Below are 15,342 nucleotides of genomic sequence, written 5' to 3' on the forward strand. Positions count from 1 at the left end.
ATGAATGAGAAAAAAAGTGAGAAAAGCGGTCATCCCCGCAGCGGGTTTAGGAACGAGATTTCTGCCGGCGACAAAGGCGCAGCCGAAAGAAATGCTGCCGATCGTCGACAAACCGGCCATCCAGTACATTGTCGAAGAAGCAAGAGAGTCAGGAATTGAAGATATACTGATTATTACAGGGAGAAACAAACGCTCGATTGAAGATCATTTTGACCGGTCGGCGGAGTTGGAAATCAATCTTAAGGAAAAAGGCAAGTCAGAGACGCTGAAGGAAATGCAGCGGATTGCCGATTTGGCCAATATTCATTACATCCGTCAGAAAGAACCGCTCGGACTAGGCCATGCGGTGCTGTGTGCGGAGCATTTTATCGGAGATGAGCCTTTTGCCGTTCTATTAGGTGATGATATTATGGTATCTGACACTCCCGCTCTTTCACAGCTCATAGACGTCTATAACCAACACGGCACAGAAACGATCGGCGTACAGCCCGTCGATCCTGCTGATGTCAGCAAATATGGTATTATACAGACGGGGCGGCAGAGCGGTCATGTGTACCGGGTTGAGGATCTGATTGAGAAACCGGCCGTTGAAAAGGCGCCCTCTCATATTGCCGTGTTGGGCCGTTACATATTAACCCCTGCCATTTTTAAAGCGCTGAAGACGATCGGAAGAGGCGCGGGCAGCGAAATCCAATTGACAGACGCGCTGCGCGAAGTATGCCGCACCCGAAGCATTTACGCGCGGGAGCTTGAAGGAAGCCGGTTTGATATAGGAGATAAGTTCGGCTGTTTTAAGGCCGGCACGGAGATCGGGCTTCTGCGGGAAGAAATGAGACCGAAACTTTTAGCTTATTTAGAAGAGGTGTTAAAAAGAGAATCTGAAGAAATCGCGCGTTAAAAAATAATTTGTAACCATTTTGCTTGTCAATCAGTCATATAATTGGGTAAAAAGATAAAGAGGTTGTGAACAGTGTGGGCAATTTTATTAGTGAAATATTATCCTGGCTGACAAGTATGGGCTATTTAGGGATTGCGCTCGGATTAATGATCGAAATCATTCCGAGTGAAATCGTTCTGGCTTACGGAGGCTATATGGTGTCAGAAGGCACGATCAGCTTTATCGGCGCCATTGTCGCCGGTGTGATCGGGGGAACGATCGCGCAGTGCTTTATATACTGGATCGCCCGTTATGGGGGACGGCCGTTTTTGGACAAGTACGGCAAGTACTTACTTCTGAAAAAGCATCATGTTGATGTTGCGGAAAACTGGTTTCGCCGTTACGGCGCCGGCGTTGTGTTCTCGGCGCGGTTTATCCCGGTCGTCAGACATGCGATTTCCATCCCGGCCGGCCTTGCGAAAATGCCTCTTTCCAAGTTTGTCATATTGACGACGCTTGCCATTATTCCGTGGTCTGTCATTTTCGTTTATCTCGGGTATCAGCTCGGGGGACAGTGGAAAGACGTAGACAGCTATGCCGGAATGTATACAACTCCGATCATTATATTGGCTCTCGTATTTATTGTTGTTTATTTTGTTGTGAAGAAAATGAGATCAAGACTGTGAAAAAAGACTGCATAAGAACGGCTGCGAGCCGGATCTATGCAGTCTTTTTTTATTTATACCGGGTATACGGGGTGTTTCCGGTGTGTGAATGTCAGTTGTTTGGACATGTAAGCAGTGAGGCGTTTATTGAGTTCTTCCCGCAAGGAATCAGCAGGAACAATGCCGTCAATCACCATTTCAGAGGCAAGCCGGTAAAGGTTAATGTCTTCCTTATATTCATCACGCTTTTCTTGAATAAAAGCAGGCCTTTCTTCAGGGGCCAGCTCGCTGATTTTGTTTGCGTAGACCGCATTCACCGCTGCTTCAGGACCCATTACGGCAATTTGCGCAGTCGGAAGCGCTAAACAGCAGTCCGGTTCAAAAGCAGGCCCCGCCATCGCGTATAATCCGGCACCGTAGGCTTTTCTGACGATAACGGAAAGCTTCGGAACAGTCGCTTCCGCCATTGCGGAGATCATTTTTGCGCCATGCCTGATGATGCCCGCCTGCTCCACCTTCGTTCCGATCATGAATCCGGGAATGTCTGCTAAAAACAGAAGCGGAATATGGAATGCGTCGCACAAAGCGATAAATTTTGCGGCTTTATCCGCCGAATCGAGAAATAAAACTCCGCCTTTGACACGCGGCTGATTGGCGATAATGCCGACCGGCTGTCCGTGAATTCTCGCAAGCCCCGTTATTAATTCCTGCGCAAATAACGGTTTAATCTCAAAAAATGAGTCTTCATCAATGACACGTTCAATTAAATCCATCATGTTGAACGGTGCGTTTTGATGTGCCGGGATGACATCTGAGAGCGGTTTTTCAAAAGCTTTCGGGTTCTTAGATTTGTTGACGGGCGCTTTTTCAGTATAATTTGCCGGAAAGTAGCTGAGATATGTCTGCGCCATCATGATTGCTTCCTGTTCCGTCGGGGCGAGGAGATCACCGCAGCCTGATACAGAACAATGCATACGGGCGCCGCCCATTTCTTCAAGCGATACTTTCTCGCCGATTACCATTTCTGCCATGCGCGGGGAACCTAAGTACATGGATGCATTGCCTTCGACCATAATGACAATGTCGCAAAAGGCCGGAATGTAAGCGCCGCCCGCAGCGGAAGGACCGAACAATAAACAGATTTGCGGAATGCGGCCCGACAGCTTTACTTGATTATAAAAGATGCGGCCGGCTCCCCTTCTGCCCGGGAACATGTCGACCTGATCCGTAATTCTCGCACCTGCGGAATCGACTAAGTACAAGAGCGGACACTGAAGCTTCTCCGCCGTCTCCTGAATGCGGATGATTTTTTCCACCGTTTTCGCGCCCCACGAGCCCGCCTTTACGGTTGAGTCGTTTGCCATCACACAAACGGTTCTGCCGCCGATGGTTCCGATCCCGGTAACGACCCCGTCAGCCGGCAGTCCGTCTGACATGCACTCGGCGAAAAAAGCGTCTTCAACGGATATGCCGTCATCGAATAAAAGCTTCAGCCTGTCTCTTACAAAAAGTTTTCCCTTCTTTTCGTTGCTTGCATGATATTTCGCGGCTCCTCCCTTTTTAATCGTTTTGCTGCGTGTCTGCCGTTCTTTTTCGTAATCCATCCGAGTCCCTCCATGTTTTATTTTCCTTTGTATTCAGGGGGTCTTTTTTCTTTAAAAGCGCGCAGGCCCTCTTCTCTGTCAAGTGTAGGGATGACTTGTTCATATGCTTTTCGTTCGATTTCGAGCCCTGTATTGAGATCTGTCTCCAGACCCTTGTTTATCGCGGATTTTGCTTGTCTGACGGCGATCGGCCCATTAGCGGCGATGCGGCCGGCCAGTGCTTTTGCTTTTTCCATAAGTTCATCGGCTTCACAAACATGCTCGATCAGCTTCATGTCTTTTCCCTCTTCGGCAGAAAGCCTTCGGCCGGTATAGATCAATTCTTTTGCCGCGCCGGGGCCGATAAGCCGGGGCAGTCTCTGCGTTCCGCCCGCCCCGGGAATGATTGCAAGCCCTGTTTCAGGAAGGCCGAGGCCCGCCCGGCTGACGGCTGTTCTGATATCGCAGGCGAGAGCGAGTTCAAGGCCTCCTCCGACAGCGGTTCCGTTCAGCGCTGCAATGACCGGCTGCGGGAGAGCTTCAATGGATGCAGCCGTTTCACCGATACGCCTGACGCTTTGCTTAACTTGTTCATGATTCATCCCAGCTCTTTCTTTTAAATCAGCGCCGGCGCAAAATGTGTTTCCGGAGCCGGTGAGAATGACACAGCGAATGGATGGCGAGTTTTTGATGTCTTCAATCACACGCTGTAAATGATCAATCATTCCTGAAGACAGCGAGTTGGCCGCATGCGGGCGGTTCAGCGTGACCAGACCGATCGTTTCTTGACAGACGGAATACAAGACGCAATCTCCCATGGCTTCTCCTTTCTCATTTCGTTCTGAATGCCTGCAGATTTCTGCTTGGCAGATCTTTGCCTATTTTATCCGCGATCCAGCCGGCGGCATCAAGAAGTTTATTCATGTCCGTCCCGGTATCAATCCCCATTTGTTCGAGCATATAAATGACGTCTTCTGTGGCAGCGTTGCCTGCTGATCCCGGAGCATACGGACAGCCGCCAAGCCCGCCTGAGGAAGTATCGAAGGATGTGATGCCCATATCAAGAGCGGGAATGATATTCGCTAGAGCCGTTCCTCTTGTATCATGGAAATGGAGTGCGATTTTTGAGGCGGGAATTCTCGGCAAAAGGGCTTCAAGCACGGCTATGACCTGCAAGGGGTTTGCCGCGCCGATCGTGTCGCCGAGCGATATTTCATCAACACCCATTTCGAGCAGGGTGTCTGACAGGCGGATGACTTGTTCGACCGGCACGTTCTGTTCGTACGGACAGCCGAACACAGTGGACAGATAAGCTCTCGTCGCCATTTTTTCAGCTTTTGCTTCAGTAATAACCCGCCTGAGCTCTTGAACGGTCCGGTCAATCGGTTTGTTTACGTTTTTTTGGTTATGGGTTTCGCTTGCAGATAAAAATACACAGGCCTGATCGATTCCGCCTTCTGCCGCATGCTCCAGTCCGATGAGGTTCGGAACGAGCGCCGCGTAGACCGTATGTTCAGACCTGGCAATGCCTTTTGCGACGTCCAGGCTGTCACGAAGAGCCGGAATCCATCTCGGATGCACGAATGATGTCACTTCGATATAGGGAAGGCCTGTTTTTGACAGCATATTGATCCACTCAATCTTATCTTCTGTATCCACCCACGCCGATTCATTCTGCAAGCCGTCACGCGGTCCTACTTCATTGATGCGGACATATTCCGGACAGTTCATGCTGCACCTCCCGTTTTATTGAAGTTCAATCAGGACCTCTCCTTCATCAGTGAAATCACCTTCTGATTTTTTCACTTCTTTCACCGTACCCGCTGCATCAGCGATAATCGGAATTTCCATTTTCATAGATTCCAAGATGGCCACTTCCTGTCCTTCTTCAATGACATCACCGAGCTTCACATGAATTTTCCACAGGTTTCCCGCCATCTGAATTTTTATGACGCTCATTTTGACGCCCCCTCGTTCATTGTTTGTAAAAAACCGGTTGTTGCCTCACCCTTTTCAAACACTTCTGAATGTGCAATTTTTGTAAGCAGCGGAATGTTGGTTTTAATCCCTTCTACATGATATTCGCCAAGGGCGGTTTTCAGTTGTTCAATGGCTTGTTTTCTCGTATTCGCCGTGACGATCATTTTGGCAATCATCGGATCGTAAAACGGAGAAATGACGCTTCCCTTTTCGACGGCGCATTCGTGTCGCACTGACGGGTGTCTTAAAACGGAAAAAGACGAGATGGTACCGGGTGACGGGTAAAAGGTGACCGGATCTTCCGCATAGATCCGCACTTCTATCGCATGACCGCGGTGGTTGATATCTTTCTGCGAGAAAGTCAGCGCCTGCCCGGCGGCGATTTTCAGCTGTTCTTCCACAAGATCCAGTCCTGTAATTTCTTCTGTCACCGGATGCTCCACCTGCAGTCTTGTGTTCATCTCTAAAAAATAGATTTGTTTCTTTTGGTCGACGAGAAATTCTATTGTGCCTGCATTTTGGTAGCCGATCGATTTAGCGGCTTTAACGGCGGTTTCACCGAGTCTTTGTCTTAATTCAGCGTCAACAAACGGCGACGGCGCTTCTTCTATCACTTTTTGGTGGCGCCTTTGTACTGAACAGTCACGTTCAAACAGATGAACGGTGTTGCCGAAAGAATCTGCGAGAATCTGAATTTCAATATGACGGGCATTTTCAATGACTTTTTCCATATACATTGCGCCGTCTCCAAAAAAGGACGCGGCCCGCTTTTGATTGCCTTCGAACGCTTTGGCCAGCTCTTCTTCTGAATGTACGATCTGCATGCCGATTCCGCCTCCCCCTGCAGACGCTTTCAGCATGACCGGAAAGCCGATGGCACGGGCTTCGGCTAAGGCGGAGTGGACATCGGGCAATGGCTCTGAAACACCGGGAACGATCGGGACCTTTGCTTTTTGCATCGTTTTTCGGGCTTCTATCTTGCTGCCCATCTTGGCGATGATATCACCGGGCGGGCCGATAAATGTGATTTGTTCCTTCCGGCAGCGTTCGGCGAACAGGCTGTTTTCTGACAGCAACCCGTAGCCCGGATGAATGGCGTCCGCTCCGGCGGATTTGGCGGCTTCTATGATTCTGTCGATATGTAAATAGCTTTCATTTACTCTCGATTTACCGATCGGATAGGCCTCATCAGCCGCTTTTACATGCAGCGCGTCCCTGTCGGCTTCTGAATACACAGCTGCCGAGGGGATGCCGAGACGTTTGCAGGTGCGGATAATTCTTAAGGCGATTTCTCCTCTGTTGGCAATCAGGACTTTTTTAAACAAATGTGAAGCACTCCTTTTTCATTAAGTTAACTTGAGCTCTTCAATCGTTTTTTCCCGCAGCTTGAATTTCTGAATTTTCCCTGAGGCTGTCATTGGATATTCATCTGTAAACAAAACATACCTGGGGACTTTATAGCGGGCGATATGTTCTTTGCAAAAGGTTCTGATGTCTTCTGCGGAAGCGGTTTGTCCTTCTTTGAGCCTGACCCACGCCGCGGCCTCTTCTCCGTATTTCGGATCAGGCACGCCGACGACCTGAACGTCTGCCACTGCGGGATGCCGATATAACATTTCCTCAATCTCGCGCGGATAGATATTTTCGCCGCCCCTGATCAGCATGTCTTTCAGACGGCCCGTGATTTTGCAGTACCCGTCCTCGTCCATGACAGCCAAATCACCGGTATGCAGCCAGCCGTCCTTGTCTATCGCTTCTTCGGTCGCTTCTTGATTTTTATAGTAACCTTTCATGACATGATATCCGCGGGTGCAGAGCTCTCCTTGTTCGCCCCGGTCGGCTTCTTGGGATGTTCCGGGCCGAACGATTCTGACTTCGATATGGGGAAGCGCGCGCCCCGCTGTTTCCACTCTTCTTTCAAATGAATCATCCGTTCTTGTCTGCGTAATGACAGGTGATGCTTCGGTCTGTCCGTAGGCAATGGTAATGCCGGTCATCCCCATTTTGCCGATCACTTCTCTCATGACTTCCGCCGGGCATGGCGAGCCTGCCATAATCCCGGTTCGGACGTGGGAAAGATCATATTCAGAAAAACGGCTGTCATTTAGGAGGGCGATAAACATCGTCGGTACACCGTGCAGAGCCGTGCAGGCTTCTTGCTCCACCGTTTTCAGAACGGCCGGCGGAGAAAACTGTTCGATCGGAATCATCGCCGCACCCGCGGAAACACACGCCAGCACGCCGAGCACACACCCGAAGCAGTGGAAAAACGGCACGGGAATACATAAACGGTCACTTGAAGTAAGCTTCATGCATTCTGCGATATTGGCCGCGTTATTTACGATATTAAAATGTGAGAGCATGACGCCTTTCGGAAATCCGGTCGTACCTGATGTATATTGCATATGAATGCAATCATCCTTTTTCAGGCTGTCCATCCTTCCGTCAAGCGCTGCATCCGTTACAGCTTCGCCTTCCTTCAGCAAAGAATCCCAGCGGTGCATCCCGGGCGGACTTTTATCACCGATATATAACACCGTCCGTAAAAAGGGGTAACGTTTCGAACGCAGCCTGCCGTGCTCACAAGTTTTCAGCTCCGGAATCAGCTTATTCACCATCTCAACATAAGATGTCTGCCGGTAGGAATCCATGATTATCAGGGCCGAGACGTCTGAATGCGCCAGCAGGTAATCGAGTTCTGCGATTTGAAAATTTGTATTAATGGTGACCAGAACAGCGCCGATTTTCGCCGTTGCAAATTGCGCCGCGAGCCATTCCGGTATGTTGGATGCCCATATGGCCACATGATCTCCTTTTTCAATTCCCAGTTTCATCAGCCCTTTTGCGGTTTGCCGGCATAACCGGTCAAACTCGGCATACGTATAACGAAGGCCGCGCTCAGGGTAAACAACCGCTTCATGATCCGGAAAAAGCTCCGCGGTCCGCTCAAGCAGCTTTCCGGCTGTTAAATGGATAAGTTCAGCCATATGACCTGCCCCCTTCCATCCCTGTCTTAGTAAACGTTTTCATTTCACTTCAAAAGCTGTCTTGCGATGACCATTCTTTGAATTTCTGACGTTCCTTCGCCAATCTCCATCAGCTTTGCGTCACGAAGCATACGTTCGACACCGCATTCCTTCATATAACCGGAACCGCCATGAATTTGGATGGCCTGAAGGCAGGTTCTGACGGCCATTTCTGAAGCATAAAGCTTGGCGAATGCCGCTTCTTTCGTAAATGGCAGGTTTTGATCCTTCAGCCATGCCGCTTTAAGCACCATTTGTCTGGCAAGGTCAATTTCCATCGCCATATCGGCCAGCTTAAATTGAATGGCTTGAAATGACGATATCGGACTGCCGAACTGCTTGCGTTCCTTCGCATATGCCAGCGACGCCTCCAGTGCGCCTTGAGCGATACCGACAGCCAGTGCCGCAATCGAGATCCGCCCGCCGTCTAATGTATATAAAAATTGTTTAAAACCTTTTTCAGGATCACCGAGCAGGTTATCGGCAGGCACCCTGACATCCTCCAGCACAAGCTCGGCCGTATCCGATCCTCTCACACCCATCTTGTCGTACGGATTTGTGATCGTAAATCCCGGTGTGTCTGTCGGGACGATGAGAGCTGAAATGATCGGTTTTCCGGCGGAGTTCTTTCCCGTAACGGCGGTGACAATGACCGTGCGGGCGTAATTTGCGTTTGTGATCCAGCATTTTTCTCCGTTTATCACATAGTCATCGTCCTTTTTCTCGGCTTTTGTCTGGGTGCCGCCGGCATCTGAACCGGCATTCGGCTCTGTCAGCCCGAATGATCCGAGCGCTTTTCCCGAAGCAAGCGGAATAAGATGTTCTTGCTTTTGCTGTTCAGTACCGAAATAGTATAATGGGCTTGCGCCGAGTGACACGGCTGCCGCGTAGCTCAGCCCCGTGCTGCCGCAGGCTTTTCCGATTTCTTCAACCGCTGCTGCATATGAAATGGTGTCACCGCCCGCCCCGCCGTATTCTTCCGGAAACGGAATTCCGAGCAGCCCGAGTTCGCCTATTTTTTTAAATGTGTCTATCGGGAAGACGGCTGATTGATCAACCTCATGGGCTTTCGGGGCAATTTCATTTTTGGCGAAATCTCTGACCATTTCGCGCACCATCTGCTGTTCTTTTGTCAGTTGAAAATTCATTAACCTTCCTCCTTCTGCTGCTTTCTACATTTTATTAATGGGGGTCTTTATTCATTCCATCCAAATAAAGTCTGAACATTCGGACTCATCCGCCGCAAAAAAAACTGACAGCTCCGCAACTGTCAGTTTTATTAATAATGGCTATTTAATCGTCCGTTTTGCGGAGGGACGGCTCTCATGGTGAAGCCTGTCAACAGAAGTAACGATATAGGTGCATGCTTCTTCCGCCCGAATATCAGTATCTGAAAATGTCTGCGTCCGTGACGATGTTTTTCTGACTGTATCCACTAAATAAGGCTGCTTTCCCTTTTCTGCGCGGTAAATGGCGTAATAAGCCGTTTTTTTACCGTTGGATTTCGCATCTTCGATATAGAGTGTATTGCCTGAAGCATTCTTCTCCGCCCGTTTGACAGCCGGTTTTTTTAAAGCGGAATGTCCGAGCCAAGGCATCTCGGGAATTAATGCGGGCCGGCTGTACATGTCATTGATCAAACGGTTTTTCACATCGAGCGGATTACGGTTTAAATCCTTTAAACTGAAATGCATGCTGCCTTTTATCCATGCTGATCCTCTGTTTAGCGTAATCTGTCTTCCGTATTCCCCCGGGTCGGCCCAGGCCGGATCAGTATTGTTGTTGATTTTATAAGCTGCCTGCCCGATATATAAATGCACCGGCCGATTGTTCACTTCTTTTCCCCACCAATCCGCTAAGACGTCATATGCCGCCGCTTTAAATCCGATACTCCAGTAAATTTGCGGTGCGATGTAATCAATGTATCCTTTTTGGATCCATTCTCTTGTATCAGCATATAAGTCATCGTAGTTCCGCACCCCGGCGGCCGTTTCGGAGCCTGTCGGATCATCTGCGGCATTTCTCCATACGCCGAACGGGCTGATTCCGAATTTGACATAAGGTTTTTCTCGTTTGATGGTTTCGTTGATTTCTTTTACAAGCCGGTTGACGTTATCCCTGCGCCAGTCATCAATTGATGCAAAGTGAGCTTTTCCGTACCGTTCGTATTCCGCCTGATCGGGGAATTCCTGTCCGGCAATTTTATAAGGATAAAAATAATCATCCATATGAACCGCATCAATGTCATAACGGCTGACCACTTCTTTGATTCCATCCGTTATAAATTGTCTTACTTCCGGAATGCCCGGATTATAATACAGCTGTTTTCCGTATGCAGCGACCCAGTCCGGATGGGAACGCGCGGGATGATCATCTGAAAGCGCATTCAAATTTGTGTGATTCATCGTGATCCGGTAAGGATTGAACCAAGCGTGAAATTCAAGATTCCGTTTATGTGTCTCTTCAACTAAAAAAGCAAGCGGATCGTAGCCGGGATTTTTGCCTTGGGTTCCTGTCAGATACTCTGACCAAGGCCCGTAATCTGATGGATAAAAAGCATCAGCCGCAGGCTTAATTTGGACGATAACGGCGTTCATTCCCATCTTCTGAACGTCATCCAGCAGCTTGCTGTATTCTCTTTTTTGCTCTTCCGGTGACAGCCCTTTTTTAGAGGGCCAGTCGATATTGGTGACAGACGCGATCCATACGGCTCGCATTTCTCTCTCCGGCTGAGTGCCGCTTGCTTGTGCGGATGCTGAGAACGTAAAGATGCCGGCTGTCAGTACAACGGCCAAAAACCATATCATGCTAAAACGGCAGCTTTTCATGTTTTTCCCCCTCTCTGCTTTACGGTATTCCGAAGCATTCCGGGCGGTGAATCAGAAAGCCTGCTTTGCTCCTCTCAGCCTAAAAGGGAAAGAAAAAAGTCCTAAAGCGAATCAAAACGCTTCAGGACTTTTTATGTTTTATGGCGGCGAGCACGTCAATGACCTTCGTTCCGACGCCGACGCATGTTTCAAGAATGGCCTGCGCTCCGGCAATGGACAAAATGAAAATAACCGGATGTGCATAGCGGGGCCAGACCAAATAGCAGATGCCGATCAATATGGCGCACCAGACGCCCGCACACCAATAACATTGCAGCATATAACCGAATGCGGAGGAAGGGACTTTTTTTTGGATGGCGCGCCCGTTTTGATCGACGGTTTTTTCTTGCTTTATAAAGGGTTTTCTTATGAATTCCGTAATCTTATCAAATACGATCAAATGGGTCAGCCGGTAGCTGGCAAGAATAATCATTACATACGTAAGCCAAGATAGGTTCGTCATCTCAAAGCCTCCAAAAAAACTGAGTGTGATTCCCCTATCTTGCCCTTTGTCTTCTTCAGTCATTCTGCCGGATGTTACAGATTCCGCGCCAAGCGTCTTCCGCTGTTTGCGATGATGTCCAGTATGACCTCGGCATTTTTGTGTGCAAACTCGGGCTCAAACATATCTTTATGGGCTCCCTCGCCCTGATATTCCTGGTAGAGTCCCGTTGTGGCGCCTTCCCATTTCTTCGGCTCAGACTCAGCATTGTGCTCTTCCTTTAAGCCGGCCTCGATAAAATGGAGGTTTGCCGCAATTTGGCCGTCATTTATCAGTTCCGCCCAGTACGTTTGATAGCGCTCTGTTTTTCTGATGACCGCTTCCCTGACGGCTTCCGGGACATTTTCGGCTGTTGCGTTTGTTGGCTGCTGCGGCAGTGCGTCAAGCTTTCTGTACGCGTCTGCGATAATGACGTCGCTGATTTCTAAGCCGCGCTTTTCCATCGCTTTTGCAGCCTCGAATGCCGTATTGCCGCCCGCTGAATATCCGAAGAGGATATAAGGGCCTTCCGGCTGGATTTCCAGCATTTTATCAATGTATTGTTCCATTCTGCTGTCTTCTTCAATAAAGTTAAAACCGTACACAGCAGCCCGTCCATTTAATGCCGCCGCCAGATCTTTAAAGAAAATGCCGAAACCTGAGATAGGCGGAAAACAGAAAAGATTGCGGCCTTTCGGCTGATTCAGTCTGCTGATATGCTGTTCGGCAGCTTCTGACAGTGTGTTTGAATACAGCTTTTCAGCCAATTGTTCGATTGTCGGATATTCAAATATCATTTCAATCGGGACGTCCATCTGCTGCCTGGTCTTCAGCTGATGAATCACTTGCAATGCTTTCAAAGAATGGCCGCCCAGCTCAAAGAAGTCATCCTGTATGCCCAGCTCCCCGCAGCCGAGGATCGGCGTCCAAATGTCGATCAGCTCACGCTCTACCCAGTTTCGTGGCGGAACGGCTTTTGATGAAGCTTTTTTCCGTTCCGGCGCAGGCAGCCCGCGGCGGTCCACTTTGCCGTTTGCGGTAAGCGGCATACGGTCAAGCTTCATCACATACTGCGGAATCATATAGTCGGGAAGCGACCTGGCCAATAGGGATCGAATGGCTCTTTCTTCAGCATGTGCGCCTGTATAATACGCACAAAGGGTTGCTTCTTGTCCTTCGTCTGACACGATGACTGCCGCTTCCCTGATTCCATCAATTTCAGTCAGCCGCGCTTCGATTTCGGCCGGCTCGATACGCTTCCCGCGAATCTTGAATTGACGGTCGATACGGCTGATGTATCCGATGCTTCCATCAGGCAGCCAGTGTGCCAAATCCCCTGTTCTGTAGATCTTTTCTTCAGGATGAACCGGGTGGCTGACAAATGCTTCACTTGTTAAGTCAGGCCTGTTTAAATAGCCTTTGGCAACCCCGTCCCCGCCGACACAAAGCTCACCGGGCACGCCGATCGGCGCAAGTCCGCCATTTTTATCAATGATATACGCGGTTGAATTGCTGATCGGTTTTCCGATTGGGATCGGCTGAGAAAAATCGTGCCTGATTTCGTAAAAGGTAGAAAATGTTGTATTTTCCGTCGGTCCGTATATGTTATAAAGGCTGAGATTCGGACAGCGGTGTCTGACCTTATTGATGAGCGCCGGGGACAATGCTTCTCCGCCGACATATAAGGTGTGCAATCCGGAAAACATCTTCGGATCCGCCTGGGCAAACTGGTTAAAAAGCGCCGTCGTCAAAAACAGAATCGTAATACGGTTGGAAGAAAGATAATTGCCGAACCTCTCAGGGGCAAGCATTGTCGTACGGTCAACCACATGGAGGCACGCTCCGTTCAATAGCGCTCCGAAGATTTCAAACGTCACTGCGTCAAAACCGATGGATCCTGTCAGAATGAGACGGTCCGTCGTGCCGGCTGACGTGTAATTACTGTTTGACACGAGCGATACGACGTTGCGGTTGGAAATCATCACGCCCTTCGGTTTTCCTGTTGAACCGGATGTATACATAATATAGGCAAGGTCACCAGGTGACGTAACGGTATTCAGTTTACCCGCCTCAGCTGTTTGTTTTTCAGCTGCAGCCGGGATAGAGATGATGTGAGAAAAGTCAATGTCAGTCTCAATCCCTTTTTGTACCGTTAACAGCTGTGCTCCGCTCTCAGTGAGCATTTCGGCGATCCTGTCGGATGGCAGTTCTGCATCGAGCGGAAGGTACGTCCCTCCCGCTTTCAATACAGCGAGAACAGCGATGATAAATTCCGGTGAGCGTTCGGCAAGAATCCCGGCAATTCCTTTTGGCGCCAAACCGTTTTCCAGCAGGATGCGGGCGAACGCAGTTGACCGTTCATCGAGCTCCCGGTACGTCATCGTCAGCCCGCCGGCGTGAAGCGCCTGATGGTCCGGGGTTTTCTTCACCTGTCGGCTGAACAGGCTGATGATGCTTTCGTCTCTTTCATACGTTGTTTTCGTGTCATTAAATTCGCCGATTATTCTTGATTTTTCCTTTTGTCCGAGCATCGGAAGCCGATCAGCGGGAACATCGGGATTGAAGGCGGCGCCGCGCAGCGCTTCTTCCAAGTGTCCTTTTACGCTCTCTATCCATACTTCGTCATAAACGTTCGCATTGTAGCTGAATTTGATGATCAGCTCATCGCCGGGCGCTATGATGAGGTTAAAATCGTAGCCCGATTGTTCCGAAACATTGACATTCCCGATCCGGAACGGTGCATCCGATTCCTTTTCCGCGTCTCTCATCTGCTGCTGAATCGGATAATTTTCAAACACGATGATATGGTCGATTAAATCCTGTTTCAGCTCAGTCTGAGATTGGATGTCAGCAAGCGGATGATAACTGAACGCCTCTGAATCAAGCATTTCTTTCTGGCAGCGGCCCAGCAGTTCTCTAAAGCTTTCGTCACCCGTTTTAATGCGTACCGGCACAGTATTGATAAACAGCCCGATCATGCTTTCCACGCCGTCAATGACGGAAGGCCGCCCTGATACGACGGCGCCGAATACGGCATCGTCCGTCCGGTTGTAGCGCTGCAGCATCAGGCCCCATACAGTCTGCATAAGAACCGCGAGCGTAGCGCCCTCTTCTTTGGCGATGGTTTTCAGCCTGTCTGTCAGATTTTGATCTAAAGAAAACAGGAGCTCTTTCTTACGGTAGCCTTTTTCCTGGGGACGGGCCGATATTTTCGGGAGTCCTGAGGGTGTCTCGCAGCCTGCTAAATATCCTTTCCAATACTCAGAAGCCGCGTCTTTGTCCTGATCAGTCAGCCATGTAATATACGTGCTGTAAGGCTTTGCGGGCGCCAATGTGACGGGTGAGCCTGATTCAATCGCCCGGTACATATGCATGAATTCCTGAAGGACGATGCCGAGGCACCAGCCGTCCATAAGGATGTGATGGTGGCTCCAGACGCATACATATTTTTCGTCAGCCGTTTTAAACAAAGACACACGCATCAGCATATCCTTTTGCAAGTCAAAGCCTTTTAAGCGGTCACGTTCCTTAAATCGCTGTAAGTAGGCGCTCTGTTCCGCTTCATCCAAATGTGTAAGATCTTCGCGGTGCAGCCGGAATTCCCGCTCACGCAGCACGACTTGGCGGGGGCCGTTCAGCTGAGCGACATGAGGTAAAAAAACCGTTCTGAAAATATCGTGACGGCTGATGACAGACTGTACGCTTTGCTCAAACAATTCAGGACGAAGCCGGCCTTTTATGGTGAAGACGGATTGCTCGATATATGCAGCCCCCTCCTTTTGCAGAAAGGAATGAAAAAGCATTCCTTCCTGCATTCGGCTGAGGGGATAAATATTTTGGATATTTTTTGTTTTGTCCATGTG

General features: G+C 49.4%; 12 protein-coding genes. 2 read left to right on the top strand and 10 right to left on the bottom strand.

Annotation, left to right across the window (positions count from 1 at the left end; translation table 11 throughout):
* The first annotated feature begins 4 nt into the window (after positions 1-4).
* Both galU and uptA read left to right on the top strand, forming a co-directional pair.
* The gene (gene galU, locus HAP68_RS08945; RefSeq protein ID WP_024085384.1) at positions 5-898 is read left to right on the top strand and encodes a UTP--glucose-1-phosphate uridylyltransferase GalU; all 894 of its coding nucleotides are present in this window, start codon (positions 5-7) and stop codon (positions 896-898) included.
* 74 nt (positions 899-972) lie between these two features.
* Entirely contained in the window at positions 973-1,563 is a 591-nt protein-coding gene (uptA, locus tag HAP68_RS08950; protein WP_007410125.1) for an undecaprenyl phosphate transporter UptA, read from the top strand.
* A 53-nt stretch (positions 1,564-1,616) separates the two neighbouring features.
* Here uptA and HAP68_RS08955 read toward each other — a convergent pair whose 3' ends face one another.
* The 10 genes from HAP68_RS08955 to HAP68_RS09000 all read right to left on the bottom strand — a co-directional run bounded on the left by HAP68_RS08955 (position 1,617) and on the right by HAP68_RS09000 (position 15,339).
* The gene (locus HAP68_RS08955; protein WP_024085385.1) at positions 1,617-3,146 is read right to left on the bottom strand and encodes an acyl-CoA carboxylase subunit beta; all 1,530 of its coding nucleotides are present in this window, start codon (positions 3,144-3,146) and stop codon (positions 1,617-1,619) included.
* A 17-nt stretch (positions 3,147-3,163) separates the two neighbouring features.
* Entirely contained in the window at positions 3,164-3,943 is a 780-nt protein-coding gene (locus HAP68_RS08960) for an enoyl-CoA hydratase (protein WP_024085386.1), read from the bottom strand.
* A gap of 13 nt (positions 3,944-3,956) precedes the next feature.
* On the bottom strand, positions 3,957-4,856 hold the full coding sequence (locus HAP68_RS08965) for a hydroxymethylglutaryl-CoA lyase (RefSeq protein ID WP_024085387.1): 900 nt from the start codon (positions 4,854-4,856) through the stop codon (positions 3,957-3,959).
* Positions 4,857-4,871: 15 nt separating this feature from the next.
* Positions 4,872-5,084 carry an acetyl-CoA carboxylase biotin carboxyl carrier protein subunit gene (locus HAP68_RS08970; protein WP_024085388.1) on the bottom strand — a complete coding sequence of 71 codons (213 nt, stop codon included), beginning with the start codon at positions 5,082-5,084 and terminating at the stop codon, positions 4,872-4,874.
* Complete coding sequence (locus tag HAP68_RS08975) at positions 5,081-6,430, bottom strand: acetyl-CoA carboxylase biotin carboxylase subunit (RefSeq protein WP_024085389.1); 1,350 nt, start codon at positions 6,428-6,430, stop codon at positions 5,081-5,083. Before HAP68_RS08975 ends, HAP68_RS08970 begins: the two co-directional genes overlap by 4 nt.
* 21 nt (positions 6,431-6,451) lie before the next feature.
* Positions 6,452-8,092, bottom strand: coding sequence for an AMP-binding protein (locus HAP68_RS08980; protein WP_015388153.1), 1,641 nt, complete (start codon positions 8,090-8,092; stop codon positions 6,452-6,454).
* A gap of 44 nt (positions 8,093-8,136) precedes the next feature.
* The gene (locus HAP68_RS08985) at positions 8,137-9,279 is read right to left on the bottom strand and encodes an acyl-CoA dehydrogenase family protein (protein WP_024085390.1); all 1,143 of its coding nucleotides are present in this window, start codon (positions 9,277-9,279) and stop codon (positions 8,137-8,139) included.
* A gap of 141 nt (positions 9,280-9,420) precedes the next feature.
* The gene (locus HAP68_RS08990) at positions 9,421-10,959 is read right to left on the bottom strand and encodes a glycoside hydrolase family 10-like protein (RefSeq protein ID WP_015388152.1); all 1,539 of its coding nucleotides are present in this window, start codon (positions 10,957-10,959) and stop codon (positions 9,421-9,423) included.
* 121 nt (positions 10,960-11,080) lie between these two features.
* Positions 11,081-11,461, bottom strand: coding sequence for a DUF1360 domain-containing protein (locus HAP68_RS08995; RefSeq protein WP_015388151.1), 381 nt, complete (start codon positions 11,459-11,461; stop codon positions 11,081-11,083).
* Between the two features lie 74 nt (positions 11,462-11,535).
* A complete protein-coding gene (locus tag HAP68_RS09000) occupies positions 11,536-15,339 on the bottom strand; it encodes a non-ribosomal peptide synthetase (RefSeq protein ID WP_015388150.1) in 3,804 nt (1,267 codons plus the stop codon).
* Between the last annotated feature and the right edge of the window lie 3 nt (positions 15,340-15,342).

Origin of the sequence: Bacillus sp. Bvel1 (genome assembly GCF_014872755.1) — a bacterium.
GTDB lineage: Bacteria > Bacillota > Bacilli > Bacillales > Bacillaceae > Bacillus > Bacillus velezensis.